Origin of the sequence: Haloarcula limicola (assembly GCF_010119205.1) — an archaeon.
Lineage (GTDB): Archaea > Halobacteriota > Halobacteria > Halobacteriales > Haloarculaceae > Haloarcula > Haloarcula limicola.
Genome location: NZ_WRXM01000003.1, coordinates 238,165 through 261,969 on the forward strand (window position 1 = coordinate 238,165; position 23,805 = coordinate 261,969).

The following is a 23,805-nucleotide window of genomic DNA, read 5'->3' on the forward strand; positions in this document are numbered from 1 at the left end:
GGGATTTGAATTGAGATATCACAAGAACTTTATCTGCAGTCTGCTGTGCCTTCGCTATGGGACTCCGACGGGCGCTGGACGATTACAAGCGGAACCGAGAGAGAGCGGACGTGTTTCCGGGCGAGCGCCGCACGCAGACGGGGCGGTTTACGGGGTCGAAGCGACGGCTGGTCCACGTCGACCCGACCGGGTCGATTCGAGACTACTCGTATCCGCTCTCTGGATTTCACGGGGTCACGTCCTCCCGATTCGGGGTTCGAGTCGACGGAGCGGTCACGTGGTTCGATAATCTCGACGGGTCGTCACAGACCTCGCGCGAAGCGAACGCGGTCGTCGAGACAGTCCACGAACTCGGGACCTTCGACGTCGTCCAGCGCGATTTCACCGACGACCTCACGCACGCGACCGCGTTCGAGGTCGACGGGGAGACACCGGAATCCCTCGAAATCGTCGGGTTCGCCGAGTTCTCTCCCGAGGGTGAGAGCCGAATCGGACAGCTGGTCCACGACGACGAGGTCGTGGAGCTGTACCACGACCGCGAGCACGACTATCTGGCCGCGTCGACAGAGCTGACGGTCACCCCGGAAGTGATGGAGCGGTTCGACGAGATCCTGGCCGACGAGCCGCAGTCGTTTCCGCGAGGGGGCGAGTCCGAGAGCTACGAGGGGAGTCGCCTCACCGGCGGCGTCTCGTTCCGGACCGCCCTCGAAGGCGGGCGAACGACCGTCGTCACTACGCTTTCGGACATCGAGGAGCGCTCGCGCTCCGAGAGCCTCGCTCGGATCGCCGACCGGACCCGGCGGTACCGGTATCCGTCGCAGTTTCTCAACGCCGCGCGACAGTCGACGCCGTCGACCGACGGGGCGGACCGACTCGTCGAGACGGATCTCCACGTCCTCGACCTGCTGTCTGCACCGACCGGAGCCCGGATGGCGGGACCGGATTTCGACCCGCACTATCAGTACTCGGGCGGCTACGGCTACACGTGGTTCCGGGACGACGGCGAGATCTCGACGTTCCTGTTGGAAGCCGACGAGCGACTCGGTCTCGACGCCGAGGAGCGACACCGCAAGAGCGCCCGGTTCTACCTCCGGACGCAGCTGGCCGACGGCCGGTGGCCCCACCGCGTCTGGCCGCGGAACGGTCGGCTGGCACCTGGCTGGGCGAACGGGCACGTCGAGGGCTCCGAGACGCAGTATCAGGCCGATCAGACCGCGAGCGTCCTCGTCTTCCTCGCGGAGTACCTCGCGACGCACCGCGACTCGCTCCCGGCGGAGCTGGCGCTCAACGTCGAGAGCGCGCTGGAGTCGGGCCTCAAGGGGATGGACGTCTCGCTGGAAGCGGACGAGTTGCCGACCGTCTGCGAGAACGCCTGGGAGAACGCGAACGGTCGCTTCACGCACACCGCCGCGAAGTTCCTGCACGCCTACAGCGCGATCGCGGCCGCGCCGCTCGCCGCCGCCGTTCGGGACTGCGCGGCGACGCGGGCGGACCGACTCTACGACGCGCTGGAGACGATGTGGAGTCCCGGCGAGGGCGTCTACGGGCTTCGGCTGGACGACGGCGAGCTGGACGCGCGCGTCGACAGCACCACCTTCTCGCTCGTCGACGCGCATCTGGCCTACGCAGCGGTGGGCGACGTGGACGCCGAGCGTCGGCGGCGACTCGAAACGCACCTCGAAACGGCGTTCGAGCGGCTCTGGACGGAGACCGACGCTATTCGAGGCCTGAGGCGGTTCGAGGGCGACACGTGGCGGCAGCGCGGGCAGTCGAGCGAAAAAGTCTGGACCGTCTCGACCGGCTGGGGCGCGTACGCGGCCGAGAAGGCGATTCGACTCTTCTCTCCGACGGACCGGGAGTTCGACCCGACGACGTGGGCCGACCGGCTGTTCGCGGAGATCGACCTCACCGGATCGCTCTGTCTCGACTCTGGATACCTACCGGAACAGTTCTTCGACTCCGGCACACCGGACAGCGCGACGCCGCTTGGCTGGTCACACGCCATCCGACTCGCGACGTACGCGGCTCGGCAGTCGCGGGGCGCGTGAGGCACGCGAGGCGTTCCGAGGCGTCCCGTCGCGGACGCCGGTGGACCGTCGCGAGCGGCCGCGCCTCGATACTAAGCTTTATCTCGGGCATCGGCCCAACGGATGGGTATGGCCGCGGACGACGTCGTCGATAGTCTCACCCGGTTCGGCCTCTCGGAGAAGGAGGCGCTCGCGTACGTGACCGTCCTCCGGAACGGCTCCACGACGATCCGCGTGGTCTCCGAGGAGACGGACATCTCGAAGAGCTACGCCTACGATATCGTCGATAAGTTGGCCGAGCGCGACCTCATCGAGATCGACGACCACGTCCAGCCGACGCGACTGCGGGCGATCCCGCCCTCGGAGGGCATCGAGAATCTGGTCTCGCAGCTACACTCCGTCGAGACGCAACTCGACGACCTGTTCGACTCGGAGAGCTACGAGCAGGAGAAGTTCAGCATCATCAAGTCGCGTCGAACGATATTCCGGCAACTCGGCGAGCTGATCGACGCCGCGGAGTCCGAAATCGTCCTCGCGCTGCCGGCGTCGGCACTGGATCGGGTCGAAGCGTCGCTCCGAGCGGCGCGGGAACGCGGGGTGTTCTGTATGCTGTTGGTGACGGAGTACGACGGCGAGACCCCGATCGGCGAGTCGGTCGCGAACGTCGTCCAGACGTGGAGCGCCCCCGCGCCGGTGACGCTCACCGTCGACCGCTCTGACGGCATCGTCTCGTCGGCCGACGCCCTGCTGAACTCGAACTCGGACGAGTACGCGATCTACCACGCCGAAGAACACATCGTCTCCTCGCTGTTCGACTCGTTCATCGCGAACTACTGGCCGATGGGCGAGCAGGTACGCGTCTCCCGACCCGAGCCGTTGCCCAGAGCCTTCGATAGCTTTCGCCACGCGGTGTTCGAGGCGGCGCTGCACCTGCGAGACGGGAAGCGCGTTTCCGTCGAGATGGACGTCCGCCCCACGCAGAGCGAGGAGCCCTTCGAGACCGTCGAGGGGACGATCGTCGACGTGAAGCAGAGTCTCGTCCGCCCCTTCTCGAACGAGTTTCCGACACAGGAGTCGTTCGTCGTCGAGACGGCCGACGGGAGTGTCACCGTCGGCGGCTCCAAGGCCTTCTTAGAGGATTTCGAGGCGGAGCGCGTGACGCTGAAGAGTACCGCCGACGCCTGAGCGAGACGGAGTCGCCACGCGACCGTCGGCCAGTCGGACGATCGGGTGACCGACGGGCGGGAAACCCCCTCGCGGAAGACAGTTCGAGCTGTGAACTAACGAGTGGTCGAGTTCGTTCGAAGGGAGGCCCATGAGCGTCGCGGCGCGGCCGCGACGCCCAGTGAGGGCGTCGTCGCCCGGTTCTCGTCCCGGGCGACGGGTGGTCGACGTCGAGTGCAGGAATTCTGCCTCGGCCGTCTCTGCGTCTTGGCGTCCGCTGCCATCCGGTAAGTGCTTTCTGGTGGGGCGTCGCCGAGTTCGGGATTCGTTCTCTCACAGCGACAGTCTGAACGACGGCGCGGTCCACCGAAGCTTCCCAGCGAGGGACAGCTACGAGGCGAGATGACCCGGTCGCGGTGGACCCGGCTGCGAGAACGGAGTCGGACAGCACGAGCGGACGGCGTTCGTCGAGAGAAAAGTCGGTCGTGGTGGTTTGGCCGTCCGTATCAGCTACTCCCGCGAGTGCAACGAATAGGCGATCAGCAGGACGCCGAGGAACTGAAACAGCCGCGTGACGAGCGTGAGCAGCGGCTGGTACCGCAGCCCGAGATAGCCCTCGCGGAGGAGCAGCGAACCGACGAAGGCGATGCCGAACGCGACGGCCGTCAGGAAGAACAGGCCCAGGGAGAGCGCTCGCATCGTTCGGCTGTCGTGACGGCGATACCCGCGGTAGGCCTGATACCCGACGTAGCCACCGACGAGCGTCGACCCGAGGGCGAGCGCCACGACGAGCCAGTCGATGATCGAAGCGACGGGCAGGGGAGCCATCTCAGAGGTCCTCCCACATCTTCACGAAGCGGTCGGCGGTGTCGCTCTCCCCTTCACCGGGGAACGATTCGTCGTCGGTGTGTCTCACGGCCGCTTCGAAGGACCCGGTGTCCAGCTCCAGGGAGAACTCCGAGAGCGTCGCCGCATAGACGCTGTAGTGGTTGTCGTCGGTCCGAACCTTGGTCTGCTCGTCGAGGAGTCCGTGCGTCTGTAATTGCTCCACCCGGCGGTAGACCGTCGGTTCGGACATCTCACACTCGTCGGCGAGCTGTTGTGCGGACATTGGTTTGATACTCGTCGCTGCGAGGATGTCCCGGGCGTACTCGTCGCTGAGGATATCGAGAATATCACCCAGCGCCGGATCCTCACTCACGGTTCGGTCGAACGACTGCCTGTCGGATTAATGTGCCCACGGGTTCGAACGCGGAGTCGCGGCGACCGGTTCGAGCCGGGAGGCCGGCGAGGCCGTCGGCACGATACGGCGATACTGTGGAGGGGGCTCTGTGTCAGCGGAGACCGCAATGGGGAGCGTCGTGCTGTCCGCGGGCACAGGGCGGTACGGCCGGGGAGGGCAGCACGCGATCAGGTCAGCGGGGCCCATTGCATTCTGAGCGACGGGCCGTTGGATGATATAAAAGGGGGGCGAGTTTCTGACCCAGAAGTTCGCGCGTTCTCAGCCCTGACAGCCCACGGATCGGGCGACTTCGGTCAAACGGTCCGGCTCGACGCCCTTCCCCCGGACGGTGTGGCCGTAGCCGTTGCAGTCCCACGAGATCGAAGCGGTCGGCCCGCGGTCGAAGCTCGCCGGTTGGCCGTCGATCGTCGCATCGCGTTCGTCGGGGCTGACGTTGATAGTGTAGTTGAACTTCGCGACCGTGAGTTCGCGACCGTCGGCGGCGTAGCGGAGACCGACTCCGTCGATGCGGCCGGTCGTCCGCGTGGCGTAGACGAGTTCGAACGCCGGCGGGACGGTCGGGTCCGGCACCGAGAGCGAACTCCGGACCTCCAGCGCGGTGCGACTCCGATACCACTCCGTGGTCGGGGAATCTTCGCGCCGTACCGTCGCGTTGTCGTCGAACTCGGGCCGGAACTCGTCTTTCGATAGGTTCGGGTTAACAGTCACGTTCGTGTACGCCGTCGTCACCGAGCGCCGGACGCCGTCGGCGGTCCACGTCGTCTGCTTGCGTAACGGGTAGAACCGCTCCGTGTCGACCCACAGCCGCTGTCGGTAGTGCGCCTCACTCCGGTTGCTCGCGGGAGCGATCTCGATCAGGTACGTGCTCCGCCCGCTGACGGTATCGGTCCCGGCGAACTCCACCGCGTAATTTCCGCCCGCACTAGTTCGCGGAGCGATACCGGTATGTCGGGGCAAGACCGGCAGCGGCGATACGCCGACCGACTGTGGCCGGCCCGAGCCGTCGGTCAGCCCCGCGGCCGCGACGAGCCCCTGCAGTCGAGCGGCCGTCTGCGAATCGGTCGGCGGTCCCGTCAGCTCGACGACGGTCACCGCGTTCGCGTCCGTGTCGTGGAGCCAGAGCGTCGATCCGTTCGAGACCTGTCGTTCGTACCGCCTGTCCGACGCGTTCCGGAAGCGGATCCGTCTCCGGTCGGTTCCCGGGACGAGCGTGACGTCGGCGACGGTCCGGGACGTGACGGTGCCGTCGGTCCGCATCGTCGTCGTCTGCGTACCGGTGAGCGCATCGACGGAGCGGTAGCGCTCGGTCACGTTCGCGTCGACAGACGGTCTCTCGTCACCGATCGCGTCCCCGGACGCCCAGAGGACGGTCGGGAGCGCGACGCCGAGAAGCAAAAGCGCGAGGAGTGTGCGTCGGTCGAGGTGGGGTGGTAAGATCCTCATACTGATGCCGAGGTCGGGTTCGGTTACGTATCGGATTGCCGACGGCTAAATACTTCTGGACGCTCGTCGACGTAATTTGGACTGGGAGATACCGAGGTCACAGGAGCGGCGTCACAGACGAAACGGGCCACGACGCCGAATTCGCCCAGCGACGAAACAGTTCGCTTGCGGGCGGCGACGCGTGTCTCACTCGGCTTCGGCCATATTCTGCGAGTCGATGGTATCCCAGACCGCTTCACCGGTGTCTGTCATCCCGTAGACTCGGCCTTTCCGGCGATCCTCGGAAACTAAGAGCGTGATGAGGCCGTCCTCGCGTAACTCCCGGAGCGCTCTGGAGACGTGCGCGATGCTCTGTCCCGTCTCGTCAGTGATGAGCGACGGCGTCGCTGGCCCCTCCGAGAGTCGCCGTAGCGTCTCGACGCGGTAGCGCGAACTGATCACGAAGCTGACGTCATCCCAGTTATCGTCGTCTGTCATCGACCGACCTCCGCTCGTCGAATGCGAGTGTATTCCACCGTCATTACGTGTCGAGTCGATATCTACCGGTCGGTCGCTGATTAACGGGCCTGATAGTTTCGTCCGGTAGGGATCCCGAAACGGGGATCTACTGCCGGTAATCGGTCGTTTCTCGGCGATACGTTCGCCCCTCAGAAGTCGTCGAGCGCGGTCTGGTTCCGTTTGAGCGAGCGCGCGTCGATCCCCAGTTCCGTCTCGACGTGCGCCGCGAACTCGTCTGCGAACCCGTGTTGCGTGTACACCTGCGACGGTCCCAGCGTCTCGACGGTGGCGACGAGTTCCGAGAAGTCGCTGTGGTCCGAGAGCACGAACGTCTCGTCGTAGCCGCCGCGGTACTTGAACGAGTCGTCGACGGCCCACCCGGAGAAACCGGCCGTCGTGGCACCCGTGTTCTCGACGATGTGGTCGACGAACGAGAGCTTCGACGTCTGTGCCGGGAGCACCAGCGCGTCGCCCGGCCCGAGCGTCACGTCCTCGCCGTACCGGGCGGCGCGGAAGTCGATGTCGTGTGCGTCCTCGATGATCTCGTTCAGCCGCTCGATGGCGGCCGTCACGAACAGTCGCTCGCGGTCGGAGCGCGAGACGAGGTGCTGGAGTTCCTGTGCGCGACCGAGCGTGTACCCGAAGAGGACGACCGGCGCGTCGTGCGCGTCGTCCAGCCAGTCGACGATTCGACCTTCGAGGGCGTCCTGTGACTCGAAGACGTACTCCGGTTTCCCGTAGGTCGTCTCGGTGACGAGCACGTCGACGTCGTACTCGGCGGCGACCGCGTCGGCGTCGAACCCGGAGAGCGCGAAGCGGTCCCGCGTCGAGAAGTCGCCGGTGTAGAGGTAGGTCGTCCCGTCGCTGTCCTCGACGACGGTCGCCCGCGACCCCGGGACGTGGCCCGCCGGGACCTGTTCGACCCCGGGACGGGTCGTCCGCGAGAGCGGCCCCTCGTCCGCGCGCCGCGCGGTCGCGAGACGGGCGGTGAGCGGCGAGCAGATCACGTCGGTCGGTGCCCGCGAGTAGAGGTGATCGCCGTGGGCGTGGCTCAGCGCGACGATGTCGCCGTTCGGCTCTGACGCGTCCGCGACGACGCGTTCGCCGGACGCGAGGTCGATTCGCACGCCGTCTCGGAGACTGACCGCACCCGCTCGCGTCACGGGTTCGCCCCGCTGTACCAAGCACTCGTCGTTCTCGTGGTTCTCATTGTTCCTCGTAGAGGCGTTCGACGCGTTCGAGCCGGTCGGCGTCCTCGGGTGCGAGGTCCTCTCGGAACCCGCCGAAGCGCGGGAACCGGAGCGCGTATCCCGAGTCGTACGTCGTCGACGACTGGATCTCCTCGTACTCGACTTCGATGACGACCTCCGGGCGGAGCTTCGCGGTGCGGCCCTCGACCGACCGGACGAGCGGTTCGAGCTTCGCGGTGAGCTCCCGGAGCTCGTCGTCGGTCAGTCCCGAGAAGATCCGTCCGATCTCGCGGAGTTCCTCGCGCTCTGCGTCCCAGCAGGCGAGCCGCAGCCGACCGAGCCACTCGCTCTTGCGCCCCTCGCTCCACTTCGCCTGCACGACGGCGAGGTCGAGCGGCTCCATCGTCGGCTTGACTTTCAGCATGTATCCCACGCGAGAGCCCGGCTGATAGGCCGCGTCGAGGTTCTTGACGATGATCCCCTCTTGGCCTGCTTCCAGCGCGTCGCCGTAGAACGCTTCGGCGTCTTCGAGCGACTCCGGCTGGAGATGCGTCGCCCGTTCGAGTGTCTCGCCGTCTGCGTCGAGAAGGTCGTCGAGACGGGCGAGGCGCTCGACCAGCGGCGAGTCGAGAAGCGACCCGTCGCCGCGGTAGAGGAGATCGAAGACCCGTACCGTCACCGGGTACTCGGCGGCCAGTTCCTCGATGTCGCTCGTTCGCTTGATGCGCTTCGAGAGCTCCTGAAAGGGGATCGGACCGCCGGTCTCGGGGTCGTATCCCACAACCTCGGCCTCGACGATCGCGTTCTCGGCGTCGAGTTCCGCCTCAACGGCGGCGACGATGTCGGGAAACTGCGCCGTGACGTCTTCGAGTCGCCGAGTGAACACGCGCACCTCGCCGTCCCGGACGTGGATCTTCGCTCGCATCCCGTCGTACTTGTATTCCAGCAGCGGCCGTTCGGTCGAATCGAGCGCGTCCGCGACGCTCTCTGCCTTCCGTGCGAGCATCGCCTTCACCGGGCGGAACAGCTCGACGCCGAGGGACGCCAGTCCGTCCAATCCCCGCGTGCGGGCCGTTTCGCTGACCGTTCTGAAGTCGTTCGTGACTTCGTAGGCTCGCTCGACCGCGCTGACGGCCTCCTCCGAGTCGTCGAGGAACGCCGCGGCGACGGCGTCGCGGATCGTCCCCTCGCCGACGCCCAAGCGCATCGCGCCGACGACGGTCCGAACGACGTAGCGCGCCTCGTCCGGGTCCGCGTCCGCGAGCAACCCGGCGATGTCGTCGATGCGGCGGTCCTGGCTCCCTGCCCCCTCGTAGTCGGCGAGTCCGCGGAGCGTCTCGTAGACGGTAGCGACGTCGAGCGTCCCGGAGAACAGCGTCGCCTGCGAGCGGTTCTCGACGGCGAGCGCGGCGGCGTCGCCGAGGTCGCCCGTCTCCCGGTACCACGCTTCGACCCGGTCGTGTGCCACCCCGGTCGCGTTCGCGATCGCCCGCGCCGTGAGCGAAGAGGAGACGCCGAGGTCGTCGGGCTCCCACGGGGCGAACAGCCGACCCCGAGCCAGTTGCGTGAGTTCCGGCAACAGCTCGCCGGCGTCCTCGAAGGCCGTCGCCAGGATCTCGGTCTTCTCGATGGTGGACGCCGTCGCGTCGAGGCGATCGTACGTCGCTACGAGCTGGCGATATTCCATCACGGGATTCAGGGGCGGAAGCCGCAAAAGGGCGCGGGTTGCAGCCGCCTCGCCGTGGTTCCGGGGACAGCGTTCCGCGGCGGCGCGTATATTTCTGTCAGCCGTGCAGGCGAGACAATCAGTCGGCGACGGCGGCGAGAATCCGGGAAACAGCGTAGTCGGCCTCCTCGTCGGTCAGACACATCGGGTTGACGACGATCTCGCCGGCGTCGATGCCGTCGGCTCCGACGTAGACGCGGGGGTTCTCGTCCCTGAGCGCGGCGACGAGGTCACGGGCACTGGTCTCGACGCCCGAGAGCGAGACGACGGCTTCCGGTGCGACGCTCGCCCCTTCCGGCTCCGTCGTCGTCACGTCCAGACCGCCCTCGCGAAGGCGGTCGGCGATTCGGTCGACCCGAACGCTCCATTCGTCTCGTACCGCCTGCTGGTCCTCCTCGACGAACGAGTCCAGCGCGCTCACGAGCCCGACGAGTTCCTCCTTGCCGACCTTCATCGGCCGTCCGATCCCCTGTCGCGGGACGCCGTCGAAGTCAGCGCGGTCGATGAGTCCCTCCGGCGGATTCCACACGTCCGCGGCGACGTGCATGTCGAGGTGCTGGGCGGCGATGGACTCGATATATTCGCGTTTGCCGGCGACGATACCCGTGGTCTGTGGCCCGCGGATACCCTTTCCGCCGCTGAAGACGACCAGGTCCGCGCCCGCCTCGACGAACGCCGAGAGGTTCTCGACGGGCGGCACCTCCGCCGCGGCGTCGACGATGACCGGCACGTCGTTTTCGTGGGCGATTTCGGCGACTACCGAGAGGTCCGGTTGCGTGTACGATTTCTGGACGTAGCCGACGGCGACGGTCCGGTCGGTTATCGCTCGCTCGATCTCCCACGGTTCGACGTTCGTCGCGCCCGTCCCGAGGTGGTGGTCGTTGGTTCCCACGTCCACGATGGTCGCACCGGCCGCCCGGAGCGCGTGGTCGTAGCCGGTGCGATGCGTTCGGGGCATCACGATCTCGTCGGGGACGCCCCCGGTGTCGGGCAGGCGGTCCATCAGCGCGACGTCCGTCCCGGCGATGGCCGCCGCCGCGGAGAGGAGGAGGCCCGCGGCCGCGCCGCTGGTGACGTATCCCGCCTCCGCGCCGGTCACCTCGGCTATCAGCTCCGACGCGCGGGCCTGTAAGTCACCCAGCTCCACGAACTCGCCGGCGGCCCGGCGCATGTCCTCGAGCGCCTCGGAGCGGATGCGACTGCCGCCGATCCGCGTCTTCGTCCCGGCGGCGTTGACCACCGGCGGGACGCCCAGTTCCTCGTAGACGGAGTCCTCGCGTGTGCGTTCTGACATAGTGAGCGACCGGCCGACAGCGGACTGTCGCCGGGCGTCGATACCGGACAACGAGGGGCCAGTAGTTAAACCCGGAGAATACGACTGACGGCGCGCGGCGTCGAACTGTCCCAGATGACCACGTGTACCGTCCACAAACAACTGTGTCGAAGTGTATACGGCCGATAAATTGATACAGCCGGGCAATGCAATTCATACACAACCGATTCTCATCACCTATGTCCGAGGAGTCTACAGTGCTGGTCGTCGAAGACAACGCCGCCGACCGCCGCCTGTTCGAAGAAGCGGCCGCCGAGGTCGCGTTCCCGAACCTCGAATTCGCGACCACTACGTGGGAAGCCGTCGAGTTCTTTCCGACGTTGTCGGACGGTAGCGAGGGCAGCGACGCGGCCGCGATGCCGGACCTCCTCCTGCTCGACCTCGACATCCCCGGCGAAGGCGGGATGGCCCTGCTCGAAGAACTCAAAGCCAGTTCGGCACCGTGCCGTCGGGTCCCGATACTCGTCCTCTCGAGCGAGGACGACCAGGAGACGATCGACAGGGCGTACGACCTCGGCGCGAACGCGTATCTCACGAAACCGGCCGACTACGAGGCCTACGTCTCGCTCGTAGCCGAGATACGGGACTTCTGGCTCGATCGGATCGAACGACCGTCGTATCGCCACTAATCGGCCTTCGCGGTTCGGAGCGTCCGAGACCGAGGCGACCGTCCGTCCGCTCGTGGTCGCTCGCTCTCCGACCGAACTCGAGCCGAACGGGGACTCACCCGTCGTGGTCGTCGAACGCTTCGCCGGTCTTCTCGGCTCGTTCGGCGGCGAGGATATCGGAGTAATGCCGCTCGACGACTTCGACGGAGTTGCCGAGTTGGTCGGCGGCGGCGTCGGCCCCCTGTTGCATCGCGAGAACTCGGCCGACGCCGCGGCGAGCGCCGTGGAGTTGGAGGTATCCCTCCTCGACGTCGACGTCGGCCTCGTCGGTCAGTCGCTTCAGCAGTCGACGCGCCCCGTCGGTCGTGATGGTGGTCAGTTGACCCGCCGCTTCACGGAGCGCGTCGAAGATCTCGGCGTGGCCCGAAACGTCTCTCTCGACGCCGGCCGCATCGAGCGCGTCGTGCAGCGACGGATAGTGAAGCGTCGGGAAGAGCGGCCACTCCGGCGCGGGATCGAGGACGGTCCGCCACCGTTCGAGGGCCGTCCGTGCCTGTGGCGGGATAGAGCGGTCTTCCCACCGCTGGTTCTTCCCCAAGACTTCGAGGCTGTCGCAGTCGTCGGCGAGGTCCCGCCACGTCGCGCCGTCGCGGCGGTCGTCCTGCGGATTGGCGAGCAGCTCGCTCCCGCGGATGCCCGAATAAGCGAGGACGTACACGAGCGCGCGGTTCCGGACGGGACCGTACGCGTCGAGCCCGTCCTCCTCGATAGCCTCGCGCGCCCGGTCGTCGACGTGGCCGAGGATCGCCCGCCGCTGTTCGCGTCGCCACGTCTGCTGCCGTTCTTCCTTTCGGGTATCGGCCTCGGGGAGCGGTTCCCTGGCGGCCTCCTGAATCCCGTAGTGCGTATCGACGAGTCCCTCCCGCTGTGCCCAGCCCAGCCACGCCGAGACGTAGTCGTAGTACTTCTGTACCGTCCGCGGTGAGTGGCCCTGTCCCAACAGTTCCCGACGGATGTACCGTCGGAGCGTCCGGGCTTCGATGCCGTCGAACCCCTCGATACCTTCGCGTTCGAGGTAGGTCACGAACTTCCCCAGTTCGCGCTCGGCGTGGCGTCGGTAGATCCCGCTTTGCTCTTGCCCGCCCTTTCCGCGCGAGACGAGGTAGTCCTCGAGAGCGCGTCGAAGTGGCGGCGGTGCGTTCTCGGCCCCCGAACCCCCGGATTCGCTGTCTGTCATCGACTCGGATGCACGTACAGCGACCGCCCCCAAAAATCTACTCGTGATTCCTCGACGAATCACGAGTGATTCAGTACTCCCCCGTATCGGCCGTGAGTGGAGTTTTCGAACCGTCTATCGTGCCGATACGGGATTTATAAATTATATGCTGCTATATAAAATTGCTCGAAAGATCAGAATCGTGCGAGCGACGTTCCGGATCGTCTCGCGAAGTTCATCGGTGAAACGCTCGTTCCAAGTCCGCCAGAGGGTCTTGGTCGGTGACGCTGCCCGGTACAGAGGGGTCACCCAGTTCGGGATACGTTTATTCTCGGCTTCGCTTGCGGGGAAGCGGTCGAGCTCATCGCGTTGTGTACCCGGATCCCGATACTGGCTGGAACTGATGAGCGCGTACGCGGTCGCGGTATTCTCGGGGTCGCCGGACTGGGTGTGTTGCGGGTCCGGGTACACTACCAAAATACAGGCGAACGGTGCACGTCAGATATCCCGGTCTTCTCCGCCGCTATCCTCATTCTCATGCGTCCCGGTTTCATCACCGGGCTATTAACCGGAGTTCAGCGCCTAGAGCTGTGACCGGTTACGCAGTGGATGCTTACGACTCAGTTGCGTCTTTCCACTCGCCGAGCCCAGCGGGATCGAGATGGACGTGGACATCTGAAACTGAGTCGACCTCGCGGACACGGTGGCGAAGATCGGATTCGAGGTCGTGTGCTTCGACCACGGTTAGATCTCGGTCTACTTCAGCGTGGAACTCGACCTCGACCATGTGCCCGGAATAGTACGCGACGAAATCGTGAATTCCGTGAACGGCGGAGTGCTCCCGAATCTGTCGCTTGATCTCTTCCCGTTCTGATTTGGGAGGTGCGCTATCGGCAAGATACTGAATATTCTCACGAGAGATGTCCACGCCTTGGTGGATGACGAGCAGACTCACAATGCCGCCCGCAATCGGGTCAAAAATTGGGTAGCCGACAGCCATACCCAGGACGCCCACAAGGGCTGCACCTGTTGTATAGAGGTCATTGAGGCTGTCAGCGGCAAGCGCTCGAAGACTCGGTAACTGGAGTTCTTGATTCTTGTCTTGCGTATACCAGTAACAGAGATACATATCACCCAGTGCGAACAGGAGTCCGAGTACGAGCCAAATACTGTACTCGGCAGAGACTCCAGTAAGGACCGAATGACCCGCGTCGTACAGCAGTTTGAGTCCGAGGAGAATGAGGACGCCACCAACGAAGAGCGCGGAGAGCGGTTCGAACCGATTGTGTCCATGCGGATGTGAATCATCAGCATCGTCGAAGGCGGATCGGCCCCAGATCAAGACAACACCACTTGCGAGAAGGTCAGCGACGGAGTGCGCTGCGTCAGCGGTGAGTGCGAGGCTCCCGGTGAGCAGTCCGAGTGAGCCCTCGACACCGATTTTGAGGGTATTCAATAGCACATTGGCCCAAGAGACTTTGAGGAAGGCCACGCGTGAGTCCGCCATGGTATGGTACTACTGCTACTCCGCCATAAGAGACCTCATTAGCCGTATATAATCGAGTTTTTGATTCGATCTAAACTTTGCTCAGGGCACTGAGAGTTGTCGAATATCCGATATTTCCATCACACGACCGTGTTATGTATGCATCGAGAAAAGTGGTCTCAACTCAACTGAGTACACGACAACAGGGTATCGCCCACTCGAAACGCTGTTTCGAGCGCACATCGCCGGTCGTCCGCTACAGCAGCGTGATAGGCGTAGGGTTGACTCCGGGACGAGCCACTAATTGTCAGATGCGCCGGGCGGGTCGGGACGCTCGGCGACGCCCGTGGACTCCGTAGCGACCTCGTGAAGCGGGTTCGTGACCGTCCCGTGTTCGGATGCATGCGGGCGACCGGGGGCGTCATCGTAGCCGTAGTCGAGGATCCGATTTCTGTTGAGCGCTAGCTTCGTGAACTCCGGCTGGAGCAGGTCGAACAGCTCGAAACGGTCCGCTAGTTCGGGGAACTGCGACTGATACTCGAGGACAGCCTCGCGCACGTGCATCCAGAACTCCTCCTCGGGGTAGTCCTCGTTCTCTTCGAGAATGTCGGCGACGTAGCGGAGGACGCAGACGAACAGCCCCGAGAAGATAAATTGACAGAGGCCTTCCGGCGGTTCCCTGCGGAGAACCGCCTCCATCTCCGCTGAGAGCGCGTCGAGTTCAGGGAGCGGTCGGTCGCTCACGTTCACGTCGTCGGCGAAGTCCTTGATCGCGAGGCGCGTCGGGACGCCGTCCTCGACGACGAGGATCGTGTTCTGCCCGTGCGGGGAGAAGACGGTCCCATAGCGGTAGAGAAAGTGAAGCAGTGGTGGAAGCACCGTCTCGAAGAACGCCTCGAGCCACTCGTCGAGCGTGAGGGCGGACTGCTCGACGAGTCGCGAGAGATACGGTTCCCCCGCGCCGTCGACGTGCATCAGTGCCGAGAGGGTGATGGCTTCCTCCCCGTCCTCGAGGAAGGTGTAGATAGATTCGCGCCACACCGCACCCAGTAGTTCGTGGTACTGGTAGGGCGACCCCTCGATGCCGGCGAAGTCGTCGTGGCCGTAATTGACGCCGGCGATCTCGCCGGGGAGGATGAGATCCTGCTCTTGCAGGAAGGCGTCCTGCGCATAGATCCCTTTGATGTATTCCGTGACCGTGGGGGCAATTTCGGTGCGTTCTCCGGGGAGGCCGCGCCAGACAAGCGTGTTGAGAATGCGCATCGGTACCTTCACGTGGTGTTTCTCCGCCTCGTCGACGTTGACAAAGGTGCGTACCGACTGCTGGGGGAGATACTCGTCGGGGCCGTCTCCCAAGGGGACGATATCGTCGTTCGCGATGTCGCCGGGGAACAGCGGGACGATGCTGTGCTCCCACTGCCAGTCGTGGACCGGGACGAAGTAGTAGGCATCTGGGTCGAGCCCTCGCTGGCGGAGGCGGTCCCGAAAGCGATCGTAGTGACCGCCGAGTTCCGACTGGACGAGCGAGTCGTGATCGACGCCGGCCGCGCCGGTAAACGTCGCTTCGGCCTTTCGAACGGCGACCCACGAGAGAGTTACCGGTTCCTGCAGTTCGGGCGCGTACTGGCGGTAGTCGTCGTACCCCCAGCCGAGACGGCCCTTGTTGTAGGTGATCCACGGGTGACCCTCCATTTCGCCTTCGAGGGCGGCGTAGCCGAGGGCCGTCGGGTCGAAACCCTCGCGGTCGCGCCTCTTCGCTTCGATATGTGCGTCGGCGAGGAGCGTCCGTTCGTATTCGCGAACGAGGTTCCCCGCGGTGAGCGCGTCGAGGTCGACCGTCGCTTCGAGATCTCGAAGACAGCGGATGGGGTCGGTGGCCGACTCCCATCCGTCTTCGGCGTCCCCGTTCGCGCGGCGCTCGATAGAGCCGCCGTCGATAGCGTAGCTGTCGAGGAGTCGTTCGTCGGCCTCGAAGCGATAGCTCGCCGAGGTGAGGTCGACTCGATAGGTGTCTCGCTGGTCGCCGGCGGCCACCTGCTCGGGGTTGAGTATCTCCTCGTAACTGAACTCTTCGAGCAGCTTCGTGAGCAGACGGCGCTCAACGGTCTCCCAGACGTCGGGGGTCAGTGCGTTCTCGCGGATGGTATCGTTCGGGTCCATAGTTAGTCGTCCTGCGTGGGTGCGGTCGTCTCGCTCCCGTTGCGGGAGGCGCCGGGCGCGTGCTCGACGAACTGGTCGAGTGAAAAATCCTGGAAGACGGTGTCCGAATCCTCGGGATAGGCCTCGTAGCCGACCAGCCGATTGACGAACTTCGTGTTCCGGTAGCAGCCGAGCCCGAGATCGGGAACGCCGACCCCGTGGGTGTGGAGTTCGGCGTTCTGGAGGAAGATATCACCGGAATGGTCGATTTCGAGGCGGTGGTCCTCGGTCACCTCGTAGCGACCCTTCGCGTCCCAGTGGATAGCGTCTTCGAGTGGTTCGAGCAACGCCGGAACGGGCCGGTCGTAACCAGTACCGAGGATAACCACCTCGGATTCGTGGACGAAGTCCTCCCTGGTCTGCCACTGGTGGCAGTCGAGAGCATAGAGGCCACCGACGGACGCGAGATCCCGAACCGCGGTCATCGCGAACAGCCCGACGTCGGGCTCGCGGTCGCCGATCGACCGGCGATAGAGCAGGTCGTAGATATCGGCGCTCGTCCCGGGATCGACGCCCTTGTACAGGAGGTCCTGGTTCGGAATGAGATCGTCTTTGGTCGCTTGGGGGAGGTCGTAGACGTACTGCTCGTACTCGGGCGTGAAGTGCTGCAGACCGAGTTTCGAGTACTCCATGGGGAAGAACCCCTCAGAGCGGGTGAGCCAGTCGAGGCGGTACTCGTGGTCGACCTGTCGTTCGAGGAGGTCCTCGAACACCTCGGCGGCACTCTGGCCCGACCCGACGATAGTCACGGAATCGGCGTCCAACACGCGCTCGCGGTTGTAGCGGTACTTCGCGGTATGGAAGACGTCCTCCTCGGAATGCCCCCGCAGGTGCTCGGGAAGTTGTGGGCGCGACCCGACGCCCAGAGCGAGGTGCTCGCCGCGGTATTCGAAGCGCTCGTTCGTGTCGGGGTGACGAGCGACGACGAGGTAGTGCTCGGCCTCCTCGTCCCACTGCACCGCGGTGACCTCTCGGGAGAACTGGGGGGTGTCGAGTTCGTCGACGACCCATTGGAGATAGTCGTTGTACTCCCGGCGGGGAATCTGGAACGTCTCGTAGAAATAGAATTCGTAGATGCGCCCCATCTCCCGGAGGTAGTTGAGGTAGCTGTAGTCGCTGGTAGGGTCGGCGAGCGTGACGATATCAGCGAGGAACGGCACTTCGAGGGTCGTGCCTTCAAGGAGCATTCCCTCGTGCCAGTTGAACTCTGCGTCGCGTTCGAGGAAGACCGCATCGACGTCCGCCTCAACGGAGTCGAGCATGGCAGCCAATCCGAGGTTGAACGGGCCGACACCGACGCCGACGACGTCTCGCACGTCGTCAGTCATCAGTGGCCACCTCCGAACCAGTGCCCTGTGCGGGCGGGGCCGTCGCGTCGGCGAGCACCGCGGACTCGAAGCGCTCGCGTTCACAGATCAGCAGGACGGCGTCCTTCTCGGCCTCGTCGAAGTGAAACTCCTTCTGCATCTCGAAGCCACACCGCTCGAAGATATGTCGGACCTTCTCGTTGCGAGCGTCGGGTTCCGCGATGATTCGCTGAGTTTCGGGATAGCGGAACTGCATCGCGACAACGGCCCGCAGTAGCGGGAGCGCGTATCCCCGTCCGAGGTACTCCTCGGGGCCGATCAGGAGGTGGACCCCCTGGTCGTGCGGCGCTGCCTCGTAGTGGTTCGCGACGTCGTCCTCGGCGGCCCAGTAACACTCCCAGTAGCTCATCGGGACGTGGTCGAGACACCCGATGTAGGGCGTGAGATGGTCAGTCGCGATCTTCGAGCGGAGTGCCTCGCGAAACTCGGGGAGTGGTACGTCGAGCCGCCAGTAGGGCTTCACGTGGTCGCTCCCGAGCCACCGATGGAGGCGGCCGAGATCGCGCTCGACGGTGGCCGGACGGAGCGATAGCTGCTTGCCGATTCGCCGGTCGTAGGTCTGGTAGTCGTAGTCGCCGGCGACGATTGCGTTCGGGTCGGTCATGAGTCAGTCTCCGTGACGATCGGATTCTTCACGTCGGTGTACACCGACTGATTCTCGAGGTCGTTTTCCAGTTCGTCCAACCCGCGAAAGCGGGTCAGCAGATTCGCCTTACACGGGATCGTCGTGTCCTCCAGCAAGGGAGCGAGGAAGTTCGAGGAGGGGCGGTCGTAGTGTGCCCGGGCGCGCTCCAATTCCGATCTGAGGAGCGTGAGCAGGCGCGTCTCGTCGGCGACGCCCGCACAGCCGAACGCGTTCACGACGTCGAGCGCGTTGTTCAAGATGACGTAGTAGCGAAGGCGCTCGTCGGCGATAGCGTCCGTACAGATAGTGTCGGCGCGTTCGCCGACGCCCGGTAGATGATCGTCGACGCCGGGGTACTGCGACTCGGGGAAGTAGAACCCCTGATTGTCGCGGTACCGAAACTCGGCGGGATACCCCTCGTCGTCGAGAGTGAGCACGGAGTTCTGCTGGTGAGCTTCGACGCCGACGCCCTGTACGAGGTAGAGCCACAGCACGGGCCGGATAGCGGTTTGGAGGTATCGGCGGAACCACTCCGCGCTCACGTCGGTGACGCCGCGGCCCTCGCGCTCGGCGATCGACGCGACGAGACGGGCGAGTCGAGATTGGCCTCGAATCGCGTCCTGGCAGAGCGCGGCAACGGGGGTCGCGTTCGCAGCGGCCTCACCTCGGAAGGGGTTCGCCCGGAGGATCGTCTCCAGCCCCGACTCCCGCTTCTCCCCGACATCGAGTGCGAGATACGCCGGGTCGCGAACGATATCGAAGTCCGGGAACGCAGCACGGAGTTCGTCACCGAACTCAGTGTCGAGCAGTTCTGCGACGGCGACGCCCCGTTCTAACTCGGGGCGCTTGTTCGTCCGTACGGAGTTAGTGATCTTCACGTTCAGCGAGGATTTCACCATGAACGGTGCGTCCTCGGCGTAGAGCGTACGGACCGAGGTTGTCGGGTGAAACTCTCGACCGATTGCACCGAGGTGACCGAGCCCATCGCCGAGTGTGTCCCGGATGTGGGACTGGCTGAGCAAGTAGTCTGCCTGCCACGGGTGGACCGGCAGGAGGATATCGTCGCTTTCGACGTGGTCGGCGACGAACGGTTCAGGGATCGAAGGGTCTTCGCGGAGCTCGTCTCTCACCCACTGTGCAGCACTCACGTCGAGCGCGGAATCTTGCGAGACGAGTTCGGGGTCGGCCCGGAAGTAGTGAAGCGGGAACGACCCGCGGAGTTCCGGGGCGTACGTCTCGCGTTCGTGATCGGCTATCCCCTGCCTGCTTTTGGGTGTTGGGTGGCGGTGGTGACCGAAGACGAGAGCCTGCTCGCTATCACGGAACGAGACGTCCTCGCCGTATAGGCGCGGCTGGTTTCGCTGTCGGACCGTGACGAACCGCTCGACGTTGCGCTCGCTTTTGAGAACGCGGAGGAGTAGCTCGTCTGGGATGGCGTCGCCACCTTCAGCGCGTGTGAGAGCCTTCAGGACGAGCGTCGTGAGCGTCGCGGCGTCGGTTGTTTCGACGTGACCATCGGGCAGTCGGTAGCGCACAGGGGTCTCGAAGAGATGGCGCTCGGTCGGCGAGCGGTAAGCCAGCGGTGCCAGCAGATCGATATCCGTCGCCGGAAGGGGCGCGCGGAGCAACCCGTCAGGACCGGGTTCGACGCCGGCCACGGGCTTCTCACGGATCGCGTAGTCGCCCGTCTCGCGGAGGTAGCAGTTGAGGAAGGCGTGGACGGTGGCGTCGTCGGCACGCTCGGCCGGGTCGACGGGGCCGTCGTTCACAGCGCGTTCACGGAGTGCGGCATCGGAAGTCATGTCGTCACCTCGCGCTGGACCTCGGCTACGGTCGACCCGCACGCTCGAATCGCATCGAGCGTCTCGGCGACATCGTCGAGCGTCGCCGTCGGGTTCAACAGGGTGAGCTTCAGACTCGTCACGCCGTCGACGTCGGTGCGGGCGACGACGGCACGGCCGTCGCGCAGGAGCGTCTCGCGGACAGCGGCGTTCAGCTCGCTCACGGACTCGTCGTCCAGCCCCTCGCCGGGCCGATAGCGAAAGACGACGGCGTTCAGCACGGGCTCGTTCACCAGCTGGAAATCATCGGACGCAGCGAGGAGCGACGTGGCGTCGTCCGCGAGGTCGAGCGTCGATTCGACGAGCGCGCCGAGACGGTCACGGCCCAGTGCACGGAACGCGAGATAGGGCTTGAGCGCGTCGAAACGCCGAGTCGTCTGGACCGACTTCGCGACGAGATTGGGAACGCCCGCCTCCTCGTGGGCTTCGGGATTGAGGTAGGCGGCGTTGCGCGCCATCCGGCCGAACTCGTCGCCGTCGCGCAAGAGGAGTGCCCCGCAGCTAATGGGCTGGTAGAACAACTTATGGAAGTCGACGGCGACCGAGTCTGCGCGCTCGATGCCCGCGAGGCGGTCAGCGTGCTCGTCGCTGAGTGCGAGCGCTCCGCCGTAGGCCGCGTCGACGTGGAACCAGACATCTCGTTCGGCGGTACGGCTAGCGAGTTCGGGGAGCGGGTCGATGCTTCCGAAGTCCGTCGTTCCGGCGGTGCCGACGATAGCGAACGGGTCACAGCCCCGTCGGTCGAGTGCCGAGAGCGTCTCGTCGAGCGCGTCGAGGTCCATTCGGTGATCGTCGTCCGTCTCGACGGTCACGACGGCGTTCTCGCCGAGTCCGAGGTGATGGGCTGCCTGCTTAGCGGTGAAATGGGCGGCCTCTGAGCAGACGATGCGCAGAGACGCCGCCCCCGGTGGGAGACCCGCCCGCTGGACGTTGCGGTCGAAGCGCTGGTCACAGTACCGGTCGCGGGCCAGCAGGAGCGCCTGAAAGTTCGACTGCGTGCCCCCGCTGGTGAAGACGCCGTCGGCCACCGCCGGCAGGTCGAAGAGGTGCCCGAGCGCATCGATGACCCGCTCTTCGAGGACGGTCGCGGCAGGCGCCTGATCGAACGAGTCCAGCGACTGGTTCGTCGCCGAGAGCATCGCCTCGGCGGCCAGCCCCGGCACCATCGGCGGACACTGAAGGTGGGCGGCGCACCGCGGGTGCGAGGGATCGACCGAGTTCGCGAGGACGCGCTCGGCGACCTCGTCGATGGCGACGCCGAGTCCCACGCCCTCTTCCGGAACGACCGGCTCGTCGAACTGGTCGGCAATAGCGTCAGGCGTCGTGCCAGAGAAGGGGTCGTCATCGCCCGTCGCGTCGAGGACGGCCTCTATCGCACGCTCCATCGCCGCGCGATACCCCTCGTTGCCGGCCTCGGATCCGAGAAAGAGGTCGGGGGCACTCGCGGTGTCGCTCACGCGGCCACCACCGTCCCCGACGCCGCGTTCGCGATGGCCTCGACGGCCTCGACGAAGATGCGACCGATATCGTCGACGTCGTCTTTCGACACGATGAGCGGCGGGAGGAAGCGCGCCGTGGCGCTTCCGCGCCCGCCGAGTTCGAGAATGAGGCCGCGGTCGAAGCACGCAGCCTGCACGGCCTCGGCGAAGTCGGTATTCGGCGCGTGCGGACCGGGACCTCGCCACTCCGGTTCGGGATCGACGAACTCGACGCCGAGCATCAGCCCTCGGCCACGGACATCGCCGACGGCGTCGAGGTGAGCAACCGATTCGAGGTAGCTTCGGAGACGCTCGCCCATCTCGGCAGCGTGGTCGGCCAAGCCGTGTTCCAGCACGTAATCGATAGTCGCCTCACCGGCGGCCATCGCGAGCTGGTTTCCGCGGAAGGTGCCCGCGTGGGCGCCCGGCTCCCAGACGTCCAGTTCTTCGTCGTACACCACGACAGCGAGCGGCAGACCGCCGCCGATGGCCTTCGAGAGCGTCACGACATCTGGCGTAATGCCGGCGTGCTCGAAGGCGTAGGTTTCACCTGTGCGTCCGAGGCCGGCCTGGATTTCGTCGAGAATGAGCGGGATATCCCGCTCGCGGGTGACGCGCCGCATCTCCCGTAACCATTCGGAAGGGGCGGGAACGGCGCCGCCCTCGCCTTGCACGGGTTCGAGAATCATCCCGGCGGGGTCGGTGACACCGCTTTCCGGGTCGTCGAGGAGGTTCTCGACGTAGGCGCTGGCGACGCGATGGCTCTCTTCGCCGCCGACACCGAATGGACAGCGGTACTCGTAGGGATACGGGAGATGGTGAACATCGTTCATCAGCCCTGAGATGGGGTCCTTGGCGTCAGTATCGCCCATCAGCGCGAGGGCACCACTCGTCATTCCGTGATAGGCCCCCTGAAAGCCCAGGATGCTCCGGTTCCCAGTGGCTGTCTTTACGAGTTTGAGAGCGGCCTCGACGGCGTCGGTCCCCGCGGGGCTACAGAACTGCACTTTCGCAGAGTCCGAGAAGTCGTCGGGGAGGCTCTCGAACAGCGAGTCGACGAACCGCTCTTTGGCCGGCGTGGAAATATCGAGCGTGTGAACCGGTCGGTCGGCGTCGAGAGTGCGCTCCATCGCCTCGACGACGCGCGGGTGATTGTGACCGAGGGCAAGCGTCCCGGCTCCGGCCAGACAGTCGTAATACTCGTTTCCGTCCATGTCGGTGACGGTGACGCCCTGCGCCTCGCGGATGGCCAGCGGGAGATGGCGCGGATACGTCCGCGCGTTCGACTCCCGGTTAGCTTGCTGTGAGAGGATGGTTCCGTTACTCGCGTCGTGGTAGCTCACGAGGAGACACCTCCGAACTGCGTTATTTCACTGCTCCGTTGCCGTCGCGTTCGGGTCCGTCCTTGCTCCATGCAGTGATTTAGGCTCGCCTAAACGTACGTAAATCCACCGATTTTTAGGTCGGCCTAACACTTGGTCGCTAGCCAGCCGACGTTGCGATGGCAAGCGACAGACGCGGACAGTCAGAGAAAAGGCGAATATAGCTTCGATGGCGGCGTACCCCGAAACGCCTCGTCGGCGACCACACCTGAAGAGGTTATACCGTCCGACCGCCGTAGATCCTCTATGCAGCGCTTCGTCCGATCAGAGAGGGAGGGCTTGCGGCTCCGAGCCCAGAACCCGACGAGGCGAGGAGCATGACCGAAGACCCGCTCCCGGTCGAACACCTCTCGCCGCTCGCCGCGCTCGTCGAGGAGGTACTCGCAGACGTCGGCTACGAGATGCCGGCGGCCACCGACGCCATCAACGGCGCCGTTGCCGGGCACGGTGGTCTCTTCGATCCCGCGACCACTTCGGGCGAACTGCGTGATGCACTCGAAGAGCTGCTGGCGTCGGAGCTCACCCGCCCACCCGTTTCTGCCCCGGCTGACGAGACGTTTGTCCTCTACGTCGACGGCAGTTCACGCGGCAACCCCGGGCCCGCAGGTGCGGGCGCTGTCATCATGGACGCTGAAGAGACCCAGCTCGCCCGCTTGAGCCGCCCCGTCGGTTCCCGGACGGGGAACAACACCGCTGAGTACGTTGCCCTCCAGCTCGGGCTCGCCGAACTGTTGACCCGCTACGAGCCACGCAGGCTGGAAGTCCGCATCGACTCGATGACAGTTATCGGAGACGTCTGGGGCGGGGATGAACCAACGGTATCAGGCGTCGAGACGTACAGTGCGGCCATCGCGACGGCACTATCGAACATCCCGGATCACCAGTACACGCACCTGGCCGACAGCGACCCGAACCCCGCCGATGCACTGGCGACAGTGGGCGCGGATATCGCGACGTTCGGACCGGGATAGGAACGTAG

The 23,805-nt window shown here is 65.2% G+C and carries 19 protein-coding genes; 4 read left to right on the forward strand and 15 right to left on the reverse strand.

From position 1 onward, the window contains the following. Positions 1-56: 56 nt before the first annotated feature. The gene (locus GO488_RS16130; protein WP_162318873.1) at positions 57-2,048 is read left to right on the forward strand and encodes a DUF7997 domain-containing protein; all 1,992 of its coding nucleotides are present in this window, start codon (positions 57-59) and stop codon (positions 2,046-2,048) included. 108 nt (positions 2,049-2,156) lie between these two features. Then, the gene (locus tag GO488_RS16135) at positions 2,157-3,212 is read left to right on the forward strand and encodes a TrmB family transcriptional regulator (RefSeq protein WP_162318874.1); all 1,056 of its coding nucleotides are present in this window, start codon (positions 2,157-2,159) and stop codon (positions 3,210-3,212) included. 489 nt (positions 3,213-3,701) lie between these two features. Here GO488_RS16135 and GO488_RS16140 read toward each other — a convergent pair whose 3' ends face one another. The 7 genes from GO488_RS16140 to GO488_RS16170 form a co-directional block, all read right to left on the reverse strand. Beyond that, entirely contained in the window at positions 3,702-4,019 is a 318-nt protein-coding gene (locus tag GO488_RS16140) for a DUF7521 family protein (RefSeq protein ID WP_162318875.1), read from the reverse strand. Between the two features lies 1 nt (position 4,020). Then, positions 4,021-4,392, reverse strand: a complete 372-nt coding sequence (locus tag GO488_RS16145; RefSeq protein ID WP_162318876.1) for an ArsR/SmtB family transcription factor — start codon at positions 4,390-4,392, stop codon at positions 4,021-4,023. A 300-nt stretch (positions 4,393-4,692) separates the two neighbouring features. Next, positions 4,693-5,877 carry a LolA family protein gene (locus GO488_RS16150; protein ID WP_162318877.1) on the reverse strand — a complete coding sequence of 395 codons (1,185 nt, stop codon included), beginning with the start codon at positions 5,875-5,877 and terminating at the stop codon, positions 4,693-4,695. 186 nt (positions 5,878-6,063) lie between these two features. After that, a complete protein-coding gene (locus tag GO488_RS16155; RefSeq protein ID WP_162318878.1) occupies positions 6,064-6,354 on the reverse strand; it encodes a winged helix-turn-helix domain-containing protein in 291 nt (96 codons plus the stop codon). A 170-nt stretch (positions 6,355-6,524) separates the two neighbouring features. Next, positions 6,525-7,538, reverse strand: coding sequence for an mRNA 3'-end processing factor (locus tag GO488_RS16160; RefSeq protein WP_162318879.1), 1,014 nt, complete (start codon positions 7,536-7,538; stop codon positions 6,525-6,527). A gap of 43 nt (positions 7,539-7,581) precedes the next feature. Then, entirely contained in the window at positions 7,582-9,252 is a 1,671-nt protein-coding gene (locus GO488_RS16165) for an ATP-dependent DNA ligase (RefSeq protein ID WP_162318880.1), read from the reverse strand. Between the two features lie 118 nt (positions 9,253-9,370). Further along, on the reverse strand, positions 9,371-10,585 hold the full coding sequence (locus GO488_RS16170) for an aminotransferase class V-fold PLP-dependent enzyme (RefSeq protein WP_162318881.1): 1,215 nt from the start codon (positions 10,583-10,585) through the stop codon (positions 9,371-9,373). Positions 10,586-10,803: 218 nt separating this feature from the next. Between GO488_RS16170 and GO488_RS16175 the strand changes: the two genes are divergently transcribed. Continuing rightward, positions 10,804-11,253, forward strand: coding sequence for a response regulator (locus GO488_RS16175; protein ID WP_162318882.1), 450 nt, complete (start codon positions 10,804-10,806; stop codon positions 11,251-11,253). A 94-nt stretch (positions 11,254-11,347) separates the two neighbouring features. Here GO488_RS16175 and GO488_RS16180 read toward each other — a convergent pair whose 3' ends face one another. The 8 genes from GO488_RS16180 to GO488_RS16215 all read right to left on the reverse strand — a co-directional run bounded on the left by GO488_RS16180 (position 11,348) and on the right by GO488_RS16215 (position 22,787). Further along, a complete protein-coding gene (locus GO488_RS16180) occupies positions 11,348-12,469 on the reverse strand; it encodes a tyrosine-type recombinase/integrase (RefSeq protein ID WP_162318883.1) in 1,122 nt (373 codons plus the stop codon). Positions 12,470-13,061: 592 nt separating this feature from the next. Further along, positions 13,062-13,955 (reverse strand): cation diffusion facilitator family transporter, encoded by an 894-nt coding sequence (locus GO488_RS16185; protein ID WP_162318884.1) that lies wholly within the window; start codon positions 13,953-13,955, stop codon positions 13,062-13,064. Between the two features lie 279 nt (positions 13,956-14,234). Continuing rightward, positions 14,235-16,094: an IucA/IucC family protein gene (locus tag GO488_RS16190; RefSeq protein ID WP_162318885.1), complete on the reverse strand. Its 1,860-nt coding sequence runs from the start codon at positions 16,092-16,094 to the stop codon at positions 14,235-14,237. 2 nt (positions 16,095-16,096) lie between these two features. After that, positions 16,097-17,461 carry a lysine N(6)-hydroxylase/L-ornithine N(5)-oxygenase family protein gene (locus tag GO488_RS16195; protein ID WP_162318886.1) on the reverse strand — a complete coding sequence of 455 codons (1,365 nt, stop codon included), beginning with the start codon at positions 17,459-17,461 and terminating at the stop codon, positions 16,097-16,099. Then, positions 17,454-18,104 (reverse strand): GNAT family N-acetyltransferase, encoded by a 651-nt coding sequence (locus GO488_RS16200; protein WP_162318887.1) that lies wholly within the window; start codon positions 18,102-18,104, stop codon positions 17,454-17,456. Before GO488_RS16200 ends, GO488_RS16195 begins: the two co-directional genes overlap by 8 nt. Beyond that, positions 18,101-19,927 carry an IucA/IucC family protein gene (locus GO488_RS16205; RefSeq protein WP_162318888.1) on the reverse strand — a complete coding sequence of 609 codons (1,827 nt, stop codon included), beginning with the start codon at positions 19,925-19,927 and terminating at the stop codon, positions 18,101-18,103. Before GO488_RS16205 ends, GO488_RS16200 begins: the two co-directional genes overlap by 4 nt. Then, positions 19,924-21,351, reverse strand: coding sequence for a pyridoxal phosphate-dependent decarboxylase family protein (locus GO488_RS16210; protein ID WP_162319015.1), 1,428 nt, complete (start codon positions 21,349-21,351; stop codon positions 19,924-19,926). The genes GO488_RS16205 and GO488_RS16210 overlap by 4 nt, the downstream gene beginning before the upstream one ends. Before the next feature lie 68 nt (positions 21,352-21,419). Continuing rightward, a complete protein-coding gene (locus GO488_RS16215; protein ID WP_162318889.1) occupies positions 21,420-22,787 on the reverse strand; it encodes a diaminobutyrate--2-oxoglutarate transaminase in 1,368 nt (455 codons plus the stop codon). A 356-nt stretch (positions 22,788-23,143) separates the two neighbouring features. On the opposite strand from GO488_RS16215, the gene GO488_RS16220 reads away from it, so the two are divergent. Beyond that, positions 23,144-23,797 (forward strand): ribonuclease HI family protein, encoded by a 654-nt coding sequence (locus GO488_RS16220; protein ID WP_162318890.1) that lies wholly within the window; start codon positions 23,144-23,146, stop codon positions 23,795-23,797. The last annotated feature ends 8 nt before the right edge of the window (positions 23,798-23,805 follow it).